Source organism: Dialister hominis (assembly GCF_007164725.1).
Taxonomy (GTDB): Bacteria; Bacillota; Negativicutes; order Veillonellales; family Dialisteraceae; genus Dialister; species Dialister hominis.
The window spans coordinates 1109250-1130334 of the sequence record NZ_AP019697.1; the positions used below are offsets into that span (position 1 = coordinate 1109250).

Annotated in this window: 18 protein-coding genes and 1 pseudogene; 2 read left to right on the forward strand and 17 right to left on the reverse strand. The window is 43.4% G+C overall.

Annotated elements, in window-relative coordinates:
- Positions 1–82: 82 nt before the first annotated feature.
- From Dia5BBH33_RS05225 to Dia5BBH33_RS05265, 9 genes are all read right to left on the reverse strand, one after another.
- Positions 83–1330: an IS256 family transposase gene (locus Dia5BBH33_RS05225; protein ID WP_143332165.1), complete on the reverse strand. Its 1248-nt coding sequence runs from the start codon at positions 1328–1330 to the stop codon at positions 83–85.
- 269 nt (positions 1331–1599) lie between these two features.
- Positions 1600–3177, reverse strand: a complete 1578-nt coding sequence (locus tag Dia5BBH33_RS05230) for an IS1182 family transposase (RefSeq protein ID WP_143332102.1) — start codon at positions 3175–3177, stop codon at positions 1600–1602.
- Positions 3178–3287: 110 nt separating this feature from the next.
- Positions 3288–4379 (reverse strand): rod shape-determining protein, encoded by a 1092-nt coding sequence (locus Dia5BBH33_RS05235; protein ID WP_231939212.1) that lies wholly within the window; start codon positions 4377–4379, stop codon positions 3288–3290.
- Positions 4363–5622, reverse strand: coding sequence for a UDP-N-acetylglucosamine 1-carboxyvinyltransferase (gene murA / locus Dia5BBH33_RS05240; RefSeq protein WP_143332525.1), 1260 nt, complete (start codon positions 5620–5622; stop codon positions 4363–4365). Before murA ends, Dia5BBH33_RS05235 begins: the two co-directional genes overlap by 17 nt.
- Before the next feature lie 199 nt (positions 5623–5821).
- A complete protein-coding gene (locus Dia5BBH33_RS05245) occupies positions 5822–6484 on the reverse strand; it encodes a potassium channel family protein (RefSeq protein ID WP_108849685.1) in 663 nt (220 codons plus the stop codon).
- 10 nt (positions 6485–6494) lie between these two features.
- Positions 6495–7841, reverse strand: coding sequence for a TrkH family potassium uptake protein (locus Dia5BBH33_RS05250; protein WP_108849684.1), 1347 nt, complete (start codon positions 7839–7841; stop codon positions 6495–6497).
- A 160-nt stretch (positions 7842–8001) separates the two neighbouring features.
- Positions 8002–8592 (reverse strand): CBS domain-containing protein, encoded by a 591-nt coding sequence (locus Dia5BBH33_RS05255; protein ID WP_143332526.1) that lies wholly within the window; start codon positions 8590–8592, stop codon positions 8002–8004.
- Positions 8593–8706: 114 nt separating this feature from the next.
- Complete coding sequence (rlmH, locus tag Dia5BBH33_RS05260) at positions 8707–9186, reverse strand: 23S rRNA (pseudouridine(1915)-N(3))-methyltransferase RlmH (RefSeq protein WP_108849682.1); 480 nt, start codon at positions 9184–9186, stop codon at positions 8707–8709.
- Positions 9183–10370 carry a S1C family serine protease gene (locus tag Dia5BBH33_RS05265; protein ID WP_143332527.1) on the reverse strand — a complete coding sequence of 396 codons (1188 nt, stop codon included), beginning with the start codon at positions 10368–10370 and terminating at the stop codon, positions 9183–9185. The genes rlmH and Dia5BBH33_RS05265 overlap by 4 nt, the downstream gene beginning before the upstream one ends.
- Positions 10371–10593: 223 nt before the next feature.
- Between Dia5BBH33_RS05265 and Dia5BBH33_RS05270 the strand changes: the two are divergent.
- Positions 10594–11651: pseudogene (locus tag Dia5BBH33_RS05270) on the forward strand (IS30 family transposase).
- 130 nt (positions 11652–11781) lie between these two features.
- Here Dia5BBH33_RS05270 and rny read toward each other — a convergent pair.
- The 3 genes from rny to Dia5BBH33_RS05285 all read right to left on the reverse strand — a co-directional run bounded on the left by rny (position 11782) and on the right by Dia5BBH33_RS05285 (position 14694).
- The gene (rny, locus tag Dia5BBH33_RS05275) at positions 11782–13356 is read right to left on the reverse strand and encodes a ribonuclease Y (RefSeq protein WP_143332528.1); all 1575 of its coding nucleotides are present in this window, start codon (positions 13354–13356) and stop codon (positions 11782–11784) included.
- Between the two features lie 337 nt (positions 13357–13693).
- Positions 13694–13996, reverse strand: a complete 303-nt coding sequence (locus Dia5BBH33_RS05280) for a hypothetical protein (RefSeq protein ID WP_022382982.1) — start codon at positions 13994–13996, stop codon at positions 13694–13696.
- Positions 13997–13998: 2 nt separating this feature from the next.
- Positions 13999–14694: an MBL fold metallo-hydrolase gene (locus Dia5BBH33_RS05285; RefSeq protein ID WP_143332529.1), complete on the reverse strand. Its 696-nt coding sequence runs from the start codon at positions 14692–14694 to the stop codon at positions 13999–14001.
- Positions 14695–14908: 214 nt separating this feature from the next.
- Between Dia5BBH33_RS05285 and Dia5BBH33_RS05290 the strand changes: the two genes are divergently transcribed.
- Positions 14909–15169 carry a GNAT family N-acetyltransferase gene (locus Dia5BBH33_RS05290; protein WP_022382980.1) on the forward strand — a complete coding sequence of 87 codons (261 nt, stop codon included), beginning with the start codon at positions 14909–14911 and terminating at the stop codon, positions 15167–15169.
- Positions 15170–15335: 166 nt separating this feature from the next.
- Here Dia5BBH33_RS05290 and Dia5BBH33_RS05295 read toward each other — a convergent pair whose 3' ends face one another.
- Genes Dia5BBH33_RS05295 through Dia5BBH33_RS05315 form a run of 5 tightly spaced genes read right to left on the reverse strand, consistent with a single transcriptional unit; the run spans position 15336 to position 21069 of the window.
- The gene (locus Dia5BBH33_RS05295) at positions 15336–16769 is read right to left on the reverse strand and encodes a glycosyl hydrolase family 18 protein (RefSeq protein ID WP_143332530.1); all 1434 of its coding nucleotides are present in this window, start codon (positions 16767–16769) and stop codon (positions 15336–15338) included.
- An 11-nt stretch (positions 16770–16780) separates the two neighbouring features.
- Entirely contained in the window at positions 16781–17962 is a 1182-nt protein-coding gene (locus Dia5BBH33_RS05300) for an SAM-dependent methyltransferase (RefSeq protein WP_143332531.1), read from the reverse strand.
- A 39-nt stretch (positions 17963–18001) separates the two neighbouring features.
- Entirely contained in the window at positions 18002–18655 is a 654-nt protein-coding gene (locus Dia5BBH33_RS05305; RefSeq protein WP_108849675.1) for a ComF family protein, read from the reverse strand.
- Positions 18648–20780, reverse strand: a complete 2133-nt coding sequence (recD2, locus tag Dia5BBH33_RS05310; protein WP_108849674.1) for an SF1B family DNA helicase RecD2 — start codon at positions 20778–20780, stop codon at positions 18648–18650. The genes Dia5BBH33_RS05305 and recD2 overlap by 8 nt, the downstream gene beginning before the upstream one ends.
- Positions 20773–21069, reverse strand: a complete 297-nt coding sequence (locus Dia5BBH33_RS05315) for a chorismate mutase (RefSeq protein WP_022382975.1) — start codon at positions 21067–21069, stop codon at positions 20773–20775. Before Dia5BBH33_RS05315 ends, recD2 begins: the two co-directional genes overlap by 8 nt.
- Positions 21070–21085: the final 16 nt, after the last annotated feature.

Sequence of the window (21085 nt, forward strand, 5' to 3'; positions counted from 1 at the left end):
AAAAAACACATCATTTTAAAAACCGTGTGGTATTCAGTTTAACATAGTGTCAGGGTGTGTCAAGAGTTTTGTGTAAATCGATTCAATAAGCAACATCGTATTGCTGCATAAGCTGAGACATCCTGTCGTCCATGAGCAGCTGGTTCCGGACCATCGCCCAGCTTGCGACGTGACGACCTTTCCATTTTTTATAGAGCTCTTGGATGCGTAGGTAGAAAATCTTGAAGACTGCATCCTCGTTGGGGAAAGCGCCTTTCTTGGTCACCTTGCGGAAGCTAGAGTTGACGCTCTCGATGGCATTGGTCGTGTACATGATCTTGCGCACGGCACTGCCATAGTTATAGAGCTGCTCGACGTGTGAGAAATTGTTTTCCCATACGCTGACCGCGCCTGGATAAGCCTGCCAGTCGGTCTTGAACTTCTCGAATTCCTGACGGGCCTGCTTGACGTTGATGGCACCATAGATGAGCTTCAGCTGCTTCGTGAATGCACTCCACTGCTTGCGTGGGATGTAGCGGATGGAATTGCGGATGAGGTGTACGATGCAGCGCTGAACCGTGGCATGCGGGAATACAGCCTTGGCGCCTTCCTCCAATCCGCTCACGCCATCCATGGACAGGATGCCAAGATCCTTAACGCCGCGAGCCCGCAGCTCGTCGAAGATCTGCATCCAGTCATGCTTGCTCTCCGTCTCGTTGATCCAGAGGCCAAGGACATCCTTGCAGCCGTTGACGTCATAGGCAAGCATGACATAGACGGCCACCTGCTGGACGCCATACTCCGTGCGCAGCGATACGTAGATGCAGTCGACGAAAGCAAATGGATAGAACGACTGGAGCGGACGATTCCGCCATGCCTCGACCTCTTCCATGACGCAGCCTGTGATGGTGGAGATCTGTTCATGTGACATCTGGAAGCCGTAGATGTCTTCGATGGTTGCAGCGATGTCGCGTTGGCTCATGCCACGGGCATACATCGCCAGTACCTTGCCCTCGATGGACGAAACGTCGCGCTGGTGCTTCTTGATGATCTGCGGTTCAAACGTACTCTGGCGATCCCTAGGGACGCGGATAGGAACCTCGCCCAGAGAGGTCTTGAGCGTCTTGGATGAATAGCCGTTCCGGACATTGTCACCGTCTTCGGAGCGCTCATGCTTCTTATGGCCGAGATGATTTTCCATCTCACCTTTGAGCATGGACTCAAAAATGGGGCCAAAAATCTGCTTCAGGACGTCCTGTACGTCTTCCGCGCTCTTGATGTCGTAGTTGTTGAGGATTTGCTGAGCAATCTGCTCGCCTGGGGTAGTTGGTGGAGTTTTACACTTTGCCATTCTGTTACCGTCCTTATCTTTGTTTACCCCAGTATGGGGCATAAAGTAGATTCATGCAATACCGATTTACACAAACTATTTTACACTCCCTAGTGTCATAAAGAAACGCGTTATATATGCAAAAAAGGGGCTGTGACAAAATGGTTAATCATTTTGTTGCAGCCTCTTTTTTGCGTCTTTATTTCATCATTTTTAGCTCTGCTGTAAGCCTTTTACGTAAAAATGCGCGTAAGCCCCCTTACCCCCATAAGACTTTTAATTATATTGTCTTAGGCGGCAATCCTTATACGCATTATTTTTGTGATGTATTTCCTTAAATTATAGCCAAGTGCTACCAGGTATAACTCGGCTTTTACAGAATCTATCCCTTTTCTGACGATTCTTTTGTACCATCTGTCATGTTTCATGATTCCAAAAGTTCCTTCAGCCTGGATTGACCGGTTCATTCTTAGCAGGGCTCCATGGATGCTTTCCAGATTATCCTGAACCTCCTGGTACATGTTATTCCGTTCTCTGCTCAATGAGATTCTTTTGTTCTTCGGGGTCTTTTTACATTGCTCTGCCAGCGGGCATCCTTGGCAGTCTTCGCATTCAAATACTTCCTCCTGCCTGCCGTATAAGTTCCCTCTGACCAGATGTCTATAGATAAATTTGAAAGCCCTGTCATTTGGACAACGGATGGTTCCATTCTCATCAACTCTAAAGTTTATTGGCCGAAACGGATTGGTATGGTATTTCTTGTCTTTCGTTTCTTTCTTGTACATGGGGAATTTCATATACTTTTCCATACCGTGCTGCTCGCAATAGATGTAATTGTTGAAAGATCCATATCCTGCATCTGCCACAGGATACTTAGGATAAGCCCCATAGACTTCGTGGAATTCCTCCATCAGCGGTACGAAGCAATCCATATCTGAACGATACTGGTTAACATCAATTACGGCAATAAATTCATCGGCAACACCTATTTGGACATTGTATGCAGGCAGAAGCTGATCATTTCCCATGTAGTCCGACTTGATTCGCATGAATGTTGCATCCGTATCGGTCTTCGAATAACTGTTTCTGGAAGTACCGCATATCTGTATCTTCTCAACATATTCTTCAAGTTTTGATGTATATGCCTTAAGCTGCTCATACTTGCGTTGATGATCGGACTTGCGATGCCCGCTTCCATGAACAAAGGCCGTCTCATCAATCTGCCAGATTTCTTTTAATTTATCCAATACCAGACGCAGATAGTCCGGAGCGTATTCTGTATTGATGTTTACACTCATATGGTCATACTTAAGATCATCATTGAGTAACTCAAAAAGGCTGGTAATCTTGGCAAAAAGCTTGTAGCGGGATTTTTCAGCGGATTTCTTCCATACCCAGCTGTATTTATTTGCGTTCGCTTCAAACTTGGAACCGTCAATATATATATGCTGCAAATCCACGTTGAGTTTGCCGCAGAGTTCTTTCGTAATTGAATAAAAGATATCCTTGAGAGAATACTTAAGAAAGCCCTTCACGAAATGACAGAATGTCCGATAGGATGGGGCTTCATAATTCATCAGGTACATATATCTGATATTAACCCTGCAATTATCTTCAAGTTTTCTAAAAGAGCAATATCCTTCTTCTGCGAAACCATAGATGATCGTTTTCAGCATGTTGACGGGATTATACCTGGGTCTGCCAGCGCCACGCGTCGGTATGTAACGAAGGTACTTTTTAAGATCGATTTCCTCCATAAATCTGTCATACATTAAAACAGGATCATCGACATTGAGAATCTCAGAGGGAAACATTGGCAAAATGCCTTGTTCTGCGGTAAAATGATTGCTAGTGTTGTTATTTTTCATTGTAAAAAATTATAACACGAAAGGCTCTGCCCCGGACCAAATGATCCGGGGCAGAGCCCTTTTTGTTGGGATGAATTTTGTCACATCCCCTCCTTTGTAATATTGACGTATCAATGAAGATCCTGAAGCGAATCTCTAAATTCATTAATATAATCTAAAGATTTACCCGCTCCGACAGCATTAATATAATTAGGTCTTTCAACAACATATGCCCGGAAACCCGTTATTCTGGAAATGAGTATATCGAGTCCCTTCAGCTGCGAGCCTCCGCCAATGAGTTTGATGCCATGTTCTCTGATATCGGCCAAAATGGCTGGCGGCGTACGCTGGATGACATCCCTGATGCACTTGAAGATATCATAAAGAATTGGATTGACAACGCTTGCAATGTCTTCTCCCGTCACTGCAATCTTGACAGGAAGACCGGATACCAGTGAAAGCCCGAATGTTTCAGAAATCCTCGGAGTCTGTTCCAAATCCCACTGTGCTCCCAGGGCAATTTTCAAAGATTCTGCTTCTTTTCTGCCAATGCGGACATGATATTTCTCTTTTACCAGGTTCATGATGGCCTGATCCATCTTGATGCCCGATCTCGTAGAGAACTGGCTGGCAACGATTCCGCGCGGTGAGAGTACGGATACCTTCGTAGAGCCGCCTCCGACATCTACAAACATTGTCCCTTCAGGCGTCTTACTGGATCCATTCATCCCCATCATTGCTGCCAGCGGCTGATCAATCAGCACAGTCTTCCTTGCTCCCATGGCAACAGCAGCTTCCAGAAGAGCTCTCCTCTGAACGCTGTTGATCCCGTCAGAAACACACATAATGAGGCGTGGATGGAAAAACATGCTCTTCAGGTATGATTTATTGACGATGGAGTTTAAAAGGTATGCAGCACCGTTATAATCAATAATCGCACCATTGCGCAGCGGACGGATGATACTGATCTCATGGGGAGCCTTTCCTTCCATTTCTTCTGCCTTGGTGCCAAACGCAAAGTATTCATGAGTGATCTCATTGCGCGCCAAAACGGAAGCTTCAGAAAATATAAGGCCTTTATGCTTTACATAAAGAACTATATTGGAAGTACCAATATCTACCCCTATATCTTCTGCGCCGAATGAGCCGATCCAGTCCATCAGCGAGCTTTGACCGGAATTATCCTTTTTTATTTCTTCCGTACTTTCAGTCTTTGTCGACACGGATAATATCTGCTCCTAATCCCTGTAATTTCTCAACCAAATGATCATAGCCGCGGTCAATATGATGCAGCTCCCCGATTTCTGTTTCTCCATGGGCTGCCAATCCAGCTAATGTCAGGGCTGCCCCTGCTCTAAGATCTGTTGCACGCACAAAAGCTCCCGTAAGGAAAGGAACACCCTGAACGATAGCGCAGCGGCCTTCCACCTGAATGGATGCTCCCATACGCTGGAGCTCACCGACATGCATGAAACGGTTTTCAAAGACAGTTTCAGTAATTTTGCTGATCCCGTTTCCAATTGTCATTAAAGCCATGAACTGAGCCTGCAGGTCAGTCGGGAAACCAGGATAAGGAAGTGTCTTTATGTCTGTAGATCTGATCTTTCCATCACTAACGACGCGGACACTGTCGATTTCCTTAGTCACTTTAACGCCTGCTTCATTCAGTTTGGCTAGAAGCGGCTTCAAATGTTCCGTCAGGACATTTTCTATGACAACATCGCCGCCTGCCATAGCAGCAGCGATCATGAATGTACCGGCCTCGATGCGGTCAGGAATCACTGTATGGGAAACGCCCTCCAGTTTCTTGACGCCTTCAATACGGATGATATTAGTCCCCGCACCTTTGATGTTGGCACCCATGGAATTGAGGAATGTAACAAGATCGACGATTTCCGGTTCTTCTGCTGCATTTTCAATGACAGTCCGCCCCTCAGCTGTTGCTGCGGCCATCAGGATATTTTCAGTAGCACCAACGCTTGGGAAATCCAGGTAAATCGTAGTCCCCTTCAGACCATGCGGTGCATAGCTTTCTACAAAGCCGTTTCCAATATTGATTTCAGCACCCATAGCTTCAAACGCTTTAAGATGCAGGTCAATCGGCCGGCTTCCAATCATGCATCCGCCAGGAAGAGCGATTTTTGCATGTCCCATCTTTGCTAAAAGTGGTCCCATGATCAGGAAGGACGCTCTCATTTTGCTCATCAGTTCATAGGAAGCTTCTGTCTTATTTAATAAGGAGGAATCAAATGTCAGGACATTGTCTTCTTTTTTGACTTTTACTCCCAGCGATTCCAAAACGCTGCAAATGGTAAAAACATCATCCAAATTGGGCGCATCTACGATCGATGCAGGTGTTTCCGGCAGAAGCGTTGCAACAATAATAGGTAAAACTGCGTTTTTAGCACTCGAAACGCGTACATTCCCATGAAGGGTCTTTCCCCCATGAATCACTAATTTTTCCAAGCGGAATCACTCCTGTACTTTAAATACGAACTTATTAACCATAATTTCAATCAGTTTTAGACAAATCTGCCTTTTATACCACCCGCAAAACATTCTCCTTTAAAAACAGGTGCGTATTGCCAGTGGAGCAGAGTTCATATATGTTTTTAGATTACACGTATCATAGCATAGCAAATATTATATGTGATTTCAAGAAAATCTATTGCCCCAATGTTGCTGTTACGCGTTTAACACTCTCGGAATCACCTAAAATGACAAGCATATCCACTACATCCATTTTCATATCCGGATGAGGATTGACGAACATTTCCCCTTTCCTCTTGATTGCAACAACTGTTATATTATATTTCTTTCTTACATCTATATCTATTAAACTCTTTCCAATCCAGTCCTGAGGGACATGAATGGAAAGAATCGTGATATTGTCTTCCATTTCAATATAATCGACGATGCCTGGCGAAATCAGATTGTGTGCTACCCTGACACCCATTTCTTTTTCAGAATATATGACTTTGTCTGCACCGATCTTCTGGAGCATCTTGCCATGCAATGGGTCCAACGCTTTTACAACGATTTTCTTGACACCCATATCCTTCAGAAGAAGCGTCGTCATAAGGCTTGCAGATAGTTCCCCTACTGCTACAACTGCTACATCTGCATTCCCTGCTCCTATAGCAGTCAGGTTTTTCTCGTCTGAGCAGTCGGCACAAACTACATAACCCAATGTGTCAGATAAATCCTGCACTACATCTTCTGCAATATCCATGGCCATTACATCATAGCCCATTTTTTCCAGTGTTACAGCGACACTCTCTCCAAAGCGGCCAAGTCCTGCAACAAAAAACTGTAATTTGCGTCCCATATCTTAATCCTCATCCCACAATTATATTTTCTTTAGGATATTTAAGCTGGCGGCTGTGATGGCTGGCAAATGTAATTGCCAGTGTCATGACGCCAATTCTGCCTATATACATGGCTATCATCAGTACAATCTTGCACGGTGTGTTCCACTCGCCAGTAAGCCCCATGCTGAAACCCACAGTACTGAAAGCCGAGACAGCTTCAAACATGACATCTTCAAAGTCAAAGCTCATCGGCTCAAAAACAAATACGAGAAAAGCAGTAATAAACGTGATCACCACTGCAAGAGTAAAGACATTCGATGCTTTGACGAGACAGTCCGGATCTACATGCTTATGAAAAATAACAACATCTTTTTTGCCTCTTATCCAGGCATAAAGTGATAAGAAAAGCAGTCCGATCGTTGTCGTACGTATGCCGCCTCCCGTCGATACGGGAGCTGCCCCGATAAACATGAACATCATAACCAGAAGGACGGTTTGATCAAGCATGGAATGTATATCAAAAACAGCAAATCCGCCCAATCTGGATGAAACTGACATTAATACTGCGCTCTGCCATTTCTCCATGGTAGAAAGTCCGCCAAGGGTCTCCGGATTATTTCCTTCCAGATTATAAAATATAATCGTTCCAAGCGGAATCAGGATTGCTTCCATCAGGAAAATAAGCTTGCTGTTCAAGGACAGCCCGGACCAGCTCCTGTGTCTAAGGAAGTCATCCGCCGCCATGAATCCGACGCCTCCAAGGAACATCGTTACGACAATAACTGTACTGACAAAGGGATCCGCAGCCATTTTGGCAAATCCTGCATTGGCTCCCATAATATCCAGCCCGCAGTTGGTAAATGCAGATACGGCATGCCAGTATCCAAGATAGATACCCATGGGCCCAAATTTGAAATAAAAATAGACTGCCAGAAGTGTCCCCGAGATAAACTCAACCAGGAGTGTCATGAATATGATTTTACGCACGAGCATAACCATCCCTGACGGTGTTTGCAGGTTGAACGAATCTCTGATGAGCAAACGTTCCTGAAGGCGGATCTTGCGTCCCGTCGATATCCCTACCATCGCCATGATAGTCATGATGCCAAGGCCGCCGACCTGCATAAGGAATAATATCACAAGTTGTCCGAATATAGTGAAATCTGTCCGTACATCAAACATGGACATTCCCGTAACGCTGACAACGCTTACAGACATGAACAGCGCATCAACAAAGCTGACCTCAGCATTTCCCGTTGTAGAAAAGGGGAGCATCAGCAAAAGCGCGCCGAAAACCATGAACAAGGCAAAGCCGCCGCAGATCAGTACGCCCCTGTGCAATTGGCTCAAAGCCGAAACAATGTATCTGAACATTATAGAATTCCCCTTTATCCCCCATATGTTCTTTCCCAAGCAATTTATTTTATCATATAAACGCTTCTTTTATTATACTATTTATTAGGAAACTCGGAAATCCTCAATAAAGAAATAAAGACCGCAGATCATAAATCTGCAGCCTTCATTTCATTGCTTGTTATTTTTCCTTATCATTGGCATTGCTGCCGTTATCTGATTTCTCAGCGCCCTTGTCTTTGCCTATTTCCTTCAGGGCTTCTTCTGCCTCAATAGCGGCTATAGCGCCAAGTATATCATGTCTGGTTATAATGCCGACCAGTCTAACCGGCACTTTGGCTCCTTTGACCTTGATATCTTTCTTAGGTTTTTCCACAACCGGCACAGTCTTCAACTGTTCATCGACCATGAGCGTCGTAATGGTATCCATGTCGGTGTCAGGTGTTACACAACGCACATCTCTTGTCATGATTTCAGATGCAGTCGTTGCGAGCAGTTTCCTGAAGGATTTTTCATACCGCCCGAAACCATAGTAATAAAGATTTCCGCCCAGTACATCTACATACTGAGGAATCTGTGGACGAACCTTCTTGTAAAGAAGATCTCCTTCTGAAACGATTCCCAACAATTCATTATCTTCCCCAACTACTGGAATCGCACTGACCGGATGTGTAATAAAAAGCCCGACCAGTTCGTGTACAGTTATGTCAGGAGAGACGGTAAATACATAATTGGTCATAAAATCCTTTGCTTTTAGTGACCTGGCCATCATAACCCCTTCCTTTCAAAATAAAGTCTAAATCTATTATTACTTCCCTTCTATATTATTTTATCCAATTTTAAATAAAGCCGCAATTAATTTTATCTTTTGTTTTCAGATTATCGATTACAAATGATAATGCTGGTTGTGAATAATTTTCATGGCTCTGTAAATCTGCTCGGAGAGTATCAGTCTTGCCATCTGATGCGTCAATGTCATTTTGCCAAATGATATGCGCAGATTTGCACGCTTCCGTATATTTTCTCCATTCCCGCAGGGACCGCCGATCATAAAATAGAAGTGATTGGTCCCCGTGAGCATCTTATCATTCAGGCAGCCCGCAAATTCCTCGGAAGTCATTTCTTTTCCTTTTAAATCAAGAAGGATCAGGTAATCTTCATCACGAATGTGTTTAAGAAGGCTTTCTCCTTCTTCCATCAATATTTTTTCTTTCATGACGGGAGAGCAGTTATCAGGCATCTTCACTTCATTCTGCTCTAATTCCTCCCATTTTGAAAATGGTGTCAGGCGCTTCACATATTCCTGAATGCCTGCCCGCATCCATTTCTCCTTGATTTTTCCTACAGCAAGTATCGTTATTTTCATGAGTTGTTCCCCGGAGCAGAGGAAAGAAGCACGTCTGTATTCGTCTCCCTTCCATTATGTGAATACGTAAGGCTGATGCGGTCCCCGGGCTGATGTCCGTCAAGAATATCCCTCATTTCCTTTACTGAACTGATCTTCTTGCCATCGATTGCCAGGATGTAATCTCCCGGTTTTACGTTCGTAAGGCTCAATGGGCTGTTTTCGGCAACTTTCATAACAAGGACGCCGTTTTCATTGTTCCATGTATATCCATACCTCATAGCTATGTCTTTATCAGCAGCATAAACGCCAAGATAAGCACGAATAACCTTCCCGTGTTCAATCAGCTGCTGCACGATGCCCTTTACCTGGTTAATCGGAATGGCAAATCCCATTCCCTCGATTCCCTCCTTGGAAATCTTCGCACTATTGATTCCCACTACCTTGCCGTCTGCCGTCACTAAAGCGCCTCCGGAATTGCCCGGATTGATTGCGGCATCCGTCTGAATCAATTTAAATCTCTGGTCAACATCATCAAGGCTCCTGTTCAGGGCACTGATTACGCCAACGGTTACCGTCCCCTGGAATTCAAGTCCTAAAGGATTGCCTATGGCAATAGCGGTTTCACCAACCTGCAGATTATCTGAATCGCCAAAACTTGCAACGGGAAGATCATCGCTGCCATCAATCTTCACGACGGCAAGATCCGTGGCCGGATCGGTGCCTATAACAGTTCCTGATACCGTCTTGCCATTAGAAAGCGATACGTTTACATCCTTGCTTCCCGAAACGACATGGTTGTTGGTAACAATATATCCCTTTTTATCAAAAATAACTCCGGAACCGACACTTGTTCCTACCTCGACGCGGCGGTTGAATATATCCCTGTCATACACTTTTGTCGTAATCCCGACAACTGCCGGGCCAACTTCTTTGACAGCCTGAACAATTGCAGTATTCCTGACCGCCGGCAGTTCCTTGTTCTTATCAGGAGTTTGCTGGAACATCTGGCTGGAGGATGCCGCAGTACTTCCCTTGGGCACAATGCTGAAATTCCCCATGAAGTAACCACCGGCTCCGCCTATGATCAATAAAGCTGCCGCCAGGGCAAACAGTTTCTTTCTTCCTGAACCTTTGTCATCTTTATTCAACTGAATTTTTCTGCCGTTCTGTTCGAGCTGCTTATCAAGTTCTTCTCTATCCATATGAATCCCTCATATCTGTCCATAGACGACTAATTAATACAAGCAAAACAAACTAAAGTTCAATCTTCAGGCTATATCGATTGTTTTATGTATTATAACATGGTAAAAATATAAACGTAAATTGTAGAATGAAATTGAACACTAAAACTAAATAAAAAGATCCATAGGATTGCATCAATGGTAAAATTAAGTTACGACACAAAATTAACCGGAGGCAATCACTATGGACTACCTAAATAATACCATTAATACCCTACCTCGCGAAAGAGGACAACACTTAAGATTTGAAGATCGATGCGAAATCAAAGCGCTCCATAAGCAAGGTTACTCTTATCGCCAGATTGCAAAAGCACTTAATTGCTCACCTAGTACTGTGGGCTACGAATTAAAACGTGGCACTGCAACTAAGACGACACATCGAGGCAGACCAACAGAGTATGTACCTAGTCGATGTCAAGCCGTTTACTATGAAAACAGAAAACGTTCTGGTCGTAAACAGCGCATTACGTCTGAAAGTCCATTTGATATTTGGGTTGCAGCGCAAGTTAAAAAAGCTAACTGGTCATTAGACGTATGTGCTGGCTATGCTAAGAAGCATAATCTGTTTACTGAAGAGGAACTTGTATGTGCTAAAACGCTGTATAACGCCCTTAATCAATCACGCCTACCATTATCCCTATTCGATGTACCAGAACTGCTTAGTCGTAAAAAGTCAAAGCCTAAACAAGCAAAGAACGTACGCATCTTTGGCCGAAGTATTGATGAACGACCAGATATCGTTAAGCTACATCTTGAGATTGGTCATTGGGAAATAGATACTATCGTTGGTAAGCGTAAAGGTAAAGAGGCTGTGGTACTAACTTTAGTAGAGAAAGTAACGCATAAATTCATTGCTATTAAGATTCGACGTAAAGATGTAGCATCTGTAAAAGCTGCTTTACGTAGTCTCAAAATATATTATGGATCACAATTTGCTACTGTATTTAAAACAATTACAGCAGACAACGGAACTGAGTTTGCGGAATTATCTCAGTTAGAACGATATGGTATAATGGTATATCTTGCTCATCCATATAGCTCTTATGAGAGAGCTATATGGATGAGCGTCACAATCGCATTTTCAGAAAGTACGTACCTAAAGGAAAGTCTATCGAAAACTACTCTGCTGAGCAGATTCTCTGGTTTGCAGAGGATATGAATTCATTACCTAGAAAGTCCCTTGGGTATGATACGCCTGATGATTTATTTGAAGCTTATTTAGATACCGTCTATGCAGCTTAAATTATTTGGTTAAAGGTGTTCAATTTGAACTTGCAATTTTAGGTAAAAATATAAATCTTTATTCCTGAAATTAAACAAATTATAAAAAGACAGCAGGTTTATGCTCCTGCTGTCTCTTATATAGCTTAAATTACTTGGCGAAGTCTGTAGCTCTTGTTTCACGAATCACTACGACTTTGACCTGACCAGGATATTGCAGTTCCTTTTCGACACGCTGTGAAATATCATGTGCCAGAATAGTAGCCTGATCTTCACTTACCTTTTCTGGTTTTACAATGACTCTCAATTCACGGCCGGCCTGGATTGCATAGCAGTTGGAAACACCGGAGAACGATTTTGCGATATCTTCAAGCTTTGTCAGTCTCTTGATATAGTTTTCCAGGGTTTCTCTTCTTGCTCCAGGGCGGGCAGCGGAAATTGCATCAGCTGCGGCAACCAGAACAGATTCAATACAGGTTGGTTCCGTATCTCCATGATGTGAAGCTATTGCGTTAATGACCTGCGGCGGTTCATGGAACTTCTGTGCCAATTCAACACCCAGTTCAACATGGGTGCCTTCCTGTTCCCTGTCCACTGCCTTACCAATATCGTGAAGCAGGCCCGCGCGCTTGGCGAGATCCACATCTGCTCCGATATCTGCCGCCATGATACCTGCAAAATAGGAGGTATCTATACAATGCTGCAGCACATTCTGTCCATAGGAAGTACGATACTTCAGACGGCCAAGAATCTTAATCAGATCCGGATTCATTCCGCGGATGCCGCACTGCATAACTGCCTGCTCGCCTGCTTCCCGGATTTCCTTTTCAACGTCTTTCTTTGTTTTTGCAACCACTTCTTCGATTCTTGCAGGATGGATGCGTCCGTCTTTTACAAGGCTCTCAAGAGCAAGACGGGCAATTTCCCTGCGGATTGGATCGAAGCAGGAAAGGATAACAGCCTCAGGCGTATCATCAATAATAAGATCTACGCCGGTAAGAGTTTCTATTGCACGTATATTTCTTCCTTCGCGGCCTATGATACGGCCTTTCATTTCTTCATTCGGAAGCGCCACTACAGAAACGGTTGTCTCCGAAACCGTATCAGCTGCATTTCTCTGAATAGCACCGGCTATGATTTCTCTGGCCTTTGTATCAGCAGTTGCCTGGGCTTCTTCAATGGCATCTCTGATTCTGACTGCCTTTTCGTGCGTCAATTCTTCATCTACACGGGCAATAATCATATCCTTTGCCTGTGCACGTGATAACTGGGATATTTCTTCCAGTTTCGCTTCCTGCTGGCTATATAAAGCTTCAAGCTTGTCTTTCTGCACTTTAACCTGGACTTCTTTCTTATCCAGCTGTGCTTCACGCTGTTCGAGATTCCCGCTTCTCCAGTCAAGATTATTTTCCTTCTGGACAAGTCTCTGCTCGTACTTCTGAAGCTCGTCACGACGCTGCTTGCTTTCCTGCTCAACGTCTTCACGCAGCTTGTGAATTTCTTCCTTTGTCTGAACAAGGGTCTCTTTCTTTAAAGTTTCTGCTTCCCTTGATGCAGATTCAAGCATTTTCTTTGCATCATCAGCAATCTGTTTTGCTTTTTCTTCAGCGGATCCAATGCGCGCTTCTGCAATTCTCTTTCTCAGGAGATATCCTACACCGATACCGACAACTGCAGCAACAATACAACCCAAAATCACATAAAGTAAAACTTCATCTAGTGTCAAATACTTCACCTCTTTCTTTCCAATATTTTTTCATTAGACATTCCGAAACACTGCCTTTATCTTGTCATATCCGTCATTTGCATAGTAAGCTCCAGACCAGATCATCTGGATAGTTATATTAAAATTATCATCTGATAATAAAACAAAAACGATCCATCCTGATAAAAGGCAAACAAATTAAAATAATCTTGCCAATTTGACACATATTAATTCTAAATTCTTTAGTTTTCATTGTCAAGGCGGGCATCTGTAAACACCGCTGTTTTACGGGCAGTTCTTCCCCCCCAAAAATACCGTACCGTATTTGAAACATATGGCATCCTAAGCGCTTTTCCCCTCAGTCTCCTCTTCCGCCGCCTAGAAGTGACCAGAGCAGAAGCGCACCAAAGGCCACCCAGGACATAAAATAACTCATTATGCCTAAATCTGTCAGGATATTGATGACGGTCAGTCCCAGCATGAAGAGCATATTCTCCCTCATATTCAGGAGGGGATCCCTTCTGAACAGGAAGTAAGAAGCTGCAAGTACTCCGCAATTTACAATTAAAACTACCGAAAGATAAAACATAAGAGGAACAAGCTGAAGAATATAGCTCCCGAAGAGCATGATGCACATCACATAAATCCATGTAGATGCCATATTTATTCCTCCCTGAACATATCTCCGTCCTTTTGAGGTATCCATATTTTCTGATCGGGAAAGAGCCATCTGAATTCATAGGATGGTGCCCAGACATTTCCAAAAGCATGCATGGGAATGAGCAAACCGGATTCAACCTTGCTCAGGAACTTTTTAACGCCCCACTCCCTTGCCACCTGGAGTCTAGCATCCACCGGGAACATGGCGATATCCACTTTTCCCCCGGACAGTTTTTCCAATTCTGCAAAATAATTATTTCTGGCATCCAGATTGGCAGCATCAGAGTCGCCTGCCCAATGCCACCAGTTTAAATCACCTGCATGGAAGATGGTGATTCCATGACAATGGATCAGGAACGATCCGCCGGCATCCGTCGAACCATACATTTTAACGGTGAAATCCTCATTCGAATAAGAATCTCCCACGTCCATCAGATGCATCTTCCCTGCATCTCTCAAATAGAGATCACAATCCCTATGCAGGATGTATCCATCAGCATATTCCTCAAACCGGCTGATGGATGGATTGAAATGATCCCCATGGAAGTGACTAACAAAGAAGTAAATTTTATTTCTGCCATCTGTAATCATTTTTTCCACATGTTGCAAGGGATCCTTATAATAGTCAAAAACGAGAACTATGTCGTTGATTTTCAGAATGAATCCGCTGTGATTCAGAAAATAAATATCTGCGGGCATATGAATCTCCTTTCGCGGATGTAAAAGCAGCCATAGTTACACATCCGGCAAAATAAATTGAATATTTTCTATTAATTATAAAATTTCAATAAATCTATGTAATTACTGTATTTATCTAGTATAATAATTATAGCATAGTCTAATTCTCATTAGCGAGAACCATCGATATATTTTAATTTCAAACTTTGGTTTATAACGACAGGAGGTTCATAATATGGTAGTCATTCATGATATGCAGGAACATCGTTTTAAAATAGAGGATCTAAAAGGTTTATGCTATTTGGAATACTCTGAGGACGGAAATAACCAGTTTACCGTTCTTCATACTATAGTTCCCGATGAACTTTCCGGCCGGGGACTGGCTGCGCAGCTGGCTCAGGCTTTTTATGACTGGATCAGAAGCAACAACTATTCAATGAAATCAGAATGCACCTACATGGATGCATGGCTCAAGCGCAAAAAGATTGAAATCTGATATTCAGGGATTCATCTTCGGTTTCCTTTTTAGAACTATGTCATTGAAAGGAATAATATGTTTTATAAATTCATTAAACGCTAATGGGAGCTCCCACATTCTTCTTAAATATATTGCTTGAGATAACACAATGAAAAAACACCGGGCTGGTTTTGCCCGGTGTTTTTTACTGTTCCTGCATTTCCTGCAGTTTCTGTTTTTTCTCCGCCAAATAGTCATGCAGGGAGAAATTATCAATATCGATTTTACCGTTTTTCTCCTGATTCTCTTTTACATTCAGAAGCTCAGAGAATGTATTTTCAGCTTCAAAGCCATACCGCCAGAATGCTGTACCGCCAAGCCCGTATTTGCCAACCAGGCTCATTTTGTCTTCGAGTGATTTTGCATCTTCTAACCATGTTTTATAGGCAGTTCCTTTTTCTTTCCAGGAGGAAGTATACTGCTTCTCTTCGTCATTCCATACAGGCCTTAATTTATGCCGGCTTATGAACTGGTCTGTGTATTTCAGGGTCAGCACCCTTGATTTCCACCTGCCGGATTCATTAACCCAGACTCTTGTATAAAGCGGAAGCCCCAGAATCATTTTTTCGCCCGGTACGCTCTTTTTTAAAACCTTGATGCTGTCATCAAGCCATGAATAAGATGCAACAGATCCGGGAACTGTGCTGTTCCCAGGCGTCTCGTCATAACCCATAATGACTAAATAATCTGCTGCCTTTGCAAGATTTTCTCTGTCATAGCACAAGCTCCATGTAGGAGACCATTCATTGTACACAGTAACATCTACTGTTACCATTTTCCCCTGCTCATGCATAGCGCCGGAAAGCTTCTTGATTAAATCAGTATAGAGGTTCTTGTCCTCCTGCTTCATATTTTCAAAATCAATATTATATCCGCCCAGATCATATACCTCGGAAATCGCATCTATGCGGGAAATCAGTTTTTCCTGCATTTTGGAATCATGCATAAAGGCAGATGTTCCGGGAATATCAAAATCATTATGGATCAAAGGCAGTACATTAAATCCGTTATCCTTTATCCCCTTCAAATACACCAGATCGGGAACAAAATCATTTTGAGAAACATCTTTATAAGATCCCCAGGTCGGCGAAATTATGATTGCATTGTCTTTACCTGCGTCTTTTATACTGCTGGTGCTGAATTCATGTTCCGGATCCCATATGATGACCTGCCGGGACTTCTTTTCTTCTTTCTTCCCGGAATCACGGCTTTCCTTTTTCAACGTGATTTTCTTGTGTTTTTCATCATATTTATAAGTGATTCCAGACTGCCCGGCAAAGTATCCAAAATCGACATATGGTTTGCCTGAAATTATCTTGGATGGAATCTGGACGGATTCCTGCCTGCCTGCACCTGATTTCAGCTTGACGTATATTTTATTTTTTTCTTCTGAAACATCCCACTTCTTCCCTAGTTCAAACGTATTCGGAGAAGCATATAATACGCCTTCATTAAGCAGTACTGTTACATTTTTGGCTCCGCTGACTTTTATTTTCGTATTCGGGTCATCAGCCCATGAATGAACCGGCAGCATCAGAAGAAGCATGCCTGCCGCTAATACCTTTAGACTTAAATTCACCTTGGTCCCCTTTATCGATAATAATGCATGACAAATTCACGAACTAATTGAACCACATTTGGCGTCTTGAAAATGTCTTCAAACTGCTTTGCCGAATTTAATTCGATTTCCTTGTCATATAAGAATTTCTCAAATTGTCTCTGAATTTGCTTTATACGGTGCTGATTTTCCCAAAGAGCCTCATCTCTGCCAAAAATCTCACGCATGAAGAAATGCATAAGAACCGGCCGGAAATAATATTCCGCAAAGCAGGACTCAATCCAATAATCAAATCTGGTCTTTCTGATCCTTTCTGTTTTCTTAAGGAATTTCAGATAGAATTCAAGCCCTTCTTCAACACCGGACCAGAAATCGCCAAAAGCAATATCATATTCACCGTCTGCCTGATGGTCTGCGTAGTCGAATGCATCTGCCTGTACTATGTGGATTTTTTCTTTATGCGGGAATTGCGGAAGCAAAACATCATTGAATATTTTGATGATGGAAGGATTCATTTCAACGATGGTGACTGAACCGACTGTTTCCTTTTGCGCTGCCATGAATGCATAGTACCCAAGACCCAATCCATATGTGATTACCTTTCCCCTCGCCAGACGGAGAGGCTCTTCCATAGACTCTATTTCACTCATTACGAGGCTCATCCAGACTTCTCCGTTTTCCAGAAGAACCGGGAAATTGACTTTATCGTCAAAGAATCCGGCCTCAGCATGCATGAACACATTATCCGAATGCTGTTTATCATGATACGTCTGGATAAACTCTCCCGGCAGGTAATCATTCATCGTCAAAAGGATATGATCTTTTTCAACGGTAGGAATCTTGATGCACTGGTAATAGGGATTATCCGTGATGACTGACGAGGAAAAGCAATGCGTATGCCCTGATATCATATGAAACAGCGCTCGCTTGAGTTCTTTTTCGCTTAAGAGTTCAGTGATATCAGAATACGGTTCCAGCTCTTTTTTATAGAAGCTGAGACGTTCTGTCGCATCATCGATCAAATCAAGGAAACCGGTTTCCACCGCATCCCTTACGACTTTATCCTTGGACCTGCCTTTAAAGTCCAGATCTTCCACATACAGATGATCCTGCACTTCGCCAAGCATGATCTCTCCTGCAATTTCAGAAATCAGAAACTGCCTCCACAGCCCGCCGGTCACTCTTTCAGCTTCTGGTCCTTTAACCAACTTCATATGGCTTTACTCCTTTTAGATAAACTATTTGCATTGATTCTATATGGCTCCGCTGGCAATTGTCATTCCGACTACCTTCTCTGCACCGCCCAGTTTGAGCTCGTGAGCAGCCGCTTCCATGGTAGCGCCGGTTGTATAGACATCATCAACTAAAAGAATCTTCCTGCCTTTCACGTCCATCCCTTTATTGATATGAAAAGCTCCTTTTATGTTTTTGTACCTTTCCACGCGTGTAAGGAGTGACTGTGTCTCACCCCTGCGCAGACGTACGAGCCCCTGCGGGAAATATTCTTTCCCTGCACTTTCCATCCATTTCTGGAACATTTTATCGACCTGGTTGTATCCTCTTTCCTTCATCTTCCTTGATGCAAGAGGCACCGGAATGACAATCTTAAAGTCTTCCATCCGGTCCCACCAGGGAAATCTATCAAGCAGGGGCGGAAAGGCTTTTGAAAGTTCTGATTTTCCGTTGTACTTGAGCTGCAGTATGCATTTTCTCATCCCGCTGTGATAATCGCAAAGCGTATAGCAGCCGTCTAAATGGTCCGTTACTGATGAATTGATCAGACGGGGATTCCATGTATCATTGATGCAGCTGCCGCACCAGATTGTCTTATAGCTGGTAAGCTTTCCGCAGCCGGGACAGCACCAGGGATACAGAAGCTCGGCTGCCATTTCTATAAACCTATTCATGGTTCATCCCTTTGATCAAGGGCAGAAGCAGGCTGTATCTATGCTGCGTGCGTGTCGAGCTGATTGCCTGGGAAAGTGCGCTTTCCGTCGTCACTAAAATAGTTTTCTTTCTCGCCCTCGTAATTCCGGTATAAAGCAAATTGCGCTGAAGCATGATTCTCTGCTCCGGAAGCAATGCAAAAATGATGGTATCATATTCGCTTCCCTGGCTCTTATGCACGGTCGATGCATAGGCAAGCTGGAGGTCTCCCCACTCAGCGCGGGTGTATTCTATTTCCTTCTCATAATATCTTACAAAAAGTTTGTTTTCATTGACCGCCCAGACAATCCCGACATCTCCGTTGTACACTTTTTTCTCATAATCATTTCTGCGCTGCATGACCTTATCACCTACAGCAAATGGAAATGGAAGATGATCACTGCCCTGCACCACTTTCTGAATGGATGCATTCAGATGATCGACTCCGCATGCACCCTTGTACATGGGAGAAAGTACCTGCATTTTCAGCTTATTATCTTCATCGGCATAGTGGAAGTGCCAGCACAGGGTCATTATTTTATGGAAAGCATCATCCTCAGAATCTGTATATAAGATCTGGAAATCGCCATTTTCATCCGGGCAGCAGTATTTCCCCTCTCTGATCAGGACAGCATTCTCAATGATTCCGCTTCCTTCCTCCTGGCGGAATATATGATTCAATCTCACGACCGGCGCCATTTCACTTTCAATAATTGCCTTAAGAGGATTTCCCGGCCCTACCGGAGGGAGCTGATCCACATCTCCCACAAGAATCAGATGCGTGCCCTCTTTCAAAGCGCTCAGCAAGGAATGGAATAAGACGACATCCATCATGGATGCTTCATCAACTATAATAATATCCTCGGATAAGGTATCTGACTGGTTCTTGTTGAAGTATGCCTCTCCGTTTTCGTGAAGCTCGGCTTCAAGAGCTTTATGAATGGTTTCGGCTTCCCGTCCGCTGGATGAGGACAGCCTTTTTGCCGCGCGTCCGGTCGGCGCCATTAATTTGACCTTGAGGCCGCACTGTTCAGCCGCATATACAATTGCTTTCACAAGTGTCGTCTTTCCTGTTCCGGGTCCTCCGGTAATGACAACCAGCCCGAAATCCAGCGATTTTTTTACAGCATCCTTCTGTTCATCTTCCAAAGTAATAAAGTTCGATTTTTCAAACCTTTCCAAAGATAAATTAACGGATCTGCCTTCAGGCTCCATATCCAGAAGTTTTCTGATCCGCCTTGCTGAATCTGTTTCTGCTTCATAAAGGAAAGGCAGGTAAAAGTAAGATATGCCTTCATGTATCAGCTCATCAGGCTTATCTCTTCCCGTAAAATCAGCAGCAATCGTACTTACGGAATCATATGAAAGTCCAAGCATGGCCGCTGCTTCCTGATAGACCTGATCCTTGGGAGCACAGGAATTTCCCCGGCTGTATTCATACCACAGGGCATTTTTGATGCCATGAGAAATCCTGTCAGCAGACAGTTCGGATACGCCCATTGCCAGAGCAATCTTATCCACGTCCTGGAAATGCATATCCGGTATGTCGTGAAGGAGCTGGTATGGATCTTCTTTCAAAATGATATCCAGATCTTCTCCATGCAGAGTCTGCAGATCTGCTGCGAATTTTTCTGAAACATTGACAGACTGCAGGAACAGAATGATATCCTGCAGCCCTGCCACCTCATCATAGGCTTCTTTGATTTTCTTCAAGCTTTTCGGTCCGATTCCGGGCACATCCAGCAATGCATCGATATTATTTTCAAAGATCTTAAGTGTTTTATCTCCAAAAAAGTCAACGATCTTATCGGCCATAGCCGGACCAATTCCTGCTATAACGCCTGAAGAAAGATACTTTCTGATTTCTTCTGATTTCTCCGGGACAAATGCTTGCATCTGCTGCGCTTTGAACTGCAACCCAAAACGGGGGTGCTTGAACCAGCACCCCCGCAGCAATACATGTTGACCGATATAGGGTAATTCAGAATTTAAAGAGACAGTAACAGTCTTGCCGCTTTCTTTTTCTTCAATCAGAAAAACACAAAAACGGCCGTCCTTACTGGAAAAAATTGTCTTTTTTACAATCCCCTGAATCTCTTCAGTCATCTTTCTCTCCTAGAATCAACTTTTTCTGTATATCTTTACTGATATCCATCAACAACGTGTACCATCTGATAAAATTCTGCTTTTCCGATACATGTTGAAGCAATTCTGAAACTTCCCTTATATTTTTTTCTTCCCGTGCTTCATCGAAAATCGGCTTCTCTGCTTTCAGCTTATAAGCTGCTACTGCCTTTGAGAGGGTAAGTCTTTTTTCAAATAAGCTGACCAGATCCTTATCAATTTCACGAATATTATTCCTCAGATCATTAAGTTCTGACTCATTTAAATCCATAAAATCCCCTCCTCTG

Bases quoted from the DNA above. Each gene is read 5' to 3' on its own strand.
- Dia5BBH33_RS05225 (WP_143332165.1), bottom strand. From the start codon at position 1,330: ATGGCAAAGTGTAAAACTCCACCAACTACCCCAGGCGAGCAGATTGCT.
- Dia5BBH33_RS05230 (WP_143332102.1), bottom strand. From the start codon at position 3,177: ATGAAAAATAACAACACTAGCAATCATTTTACCGCAGAACAAGGCATT.
- Dia5BBH33_RS05245 (WP_108849685.1), bottom strand. From the start codon at position 6,484: ATGGGACGCAAATTACAGTTTTTTGTTGCAGGACTTGGCCGCTTTGGA.
- Dia5BBH33_RS05250 (WP_108849684.1), bottom strand. From the start codon at position 7,841: ATGTTCAGATACATTGTTTCGGCTTTGAGCCAATTGCACAGGGGCGTA.
- Dia5BBH33_RS05255 (WP_143332526.1), bottom strand. From the start codon at position 8,592: ATGATGGCCAGGTCACTAAAAGCAAAGGATTTTATGACCAATTATGTA.
- rlmH (WP_108849682.1), bottom strand. From the start codon at position 9,186: ATGAAAATAACGATACTTGCTGTAGGAAAAATCAAGGAGAAATGGATG.
- Dia5BBH33_RS05265 (WP_143332527.1), bottom strand. From the start codon at position 10,370: ATGGATAGAGAAGAACTTGATAAGCAGCTCGAACAGAACGGCAGAAAA.
- Dia5BBH33_RS05280 (WP_022382982.1), bottom strand. From the start codon at position 13,996: ATGGCATCTACATGGATTTATGTGATGTGCATCATGCTCTTCGGGAGC.
- Dia5BBH33_RS05285 (WP_143332529.1), bottom strand. From the start codon at position 14,694: ATGCCCGCAGATATTTATTTTCTGAATCACAGCGGATTCATTCTGAAA.
- Dia5BBH33_RS05290 (WP_022382980.1), top strand. From the start codon at position 14,909: ATGGTAGTCATTCATGATATGCAGGAACATCGTTTTAAAATAGAGGAT.
- Dia5BBH33_RS05300 (WP_143332531.1), bottom strand. From the start codon at position 17,962: ATGAAGTTGGTTAAAGGACCAGAAGCTGAAAGAGTGACCGGCGGGCTG.
- Dia5BBH33_RS05305 (WP_108849675.1), bottom strand. From the start codon at position 18,655: ATGAATAGGTTTATAGAAATGGCAGCCGAGCTTCTGTATCCCTGGTGC.
- recD2 (WP_108849674.1), bottom strand. From the start codon at position 20,780: ATGACTGAAGAGATTCAGGGGATTGTAAAAAAGACAATTTTTTCCAGT.
- Dia5BBH33_RS05315 (WP_022382975.1), bottom strand. From the start codon at position 21,069: ATGGATTTAAATGAGTCAGAACTTAATGATCTGAGGAATAATATTCGT.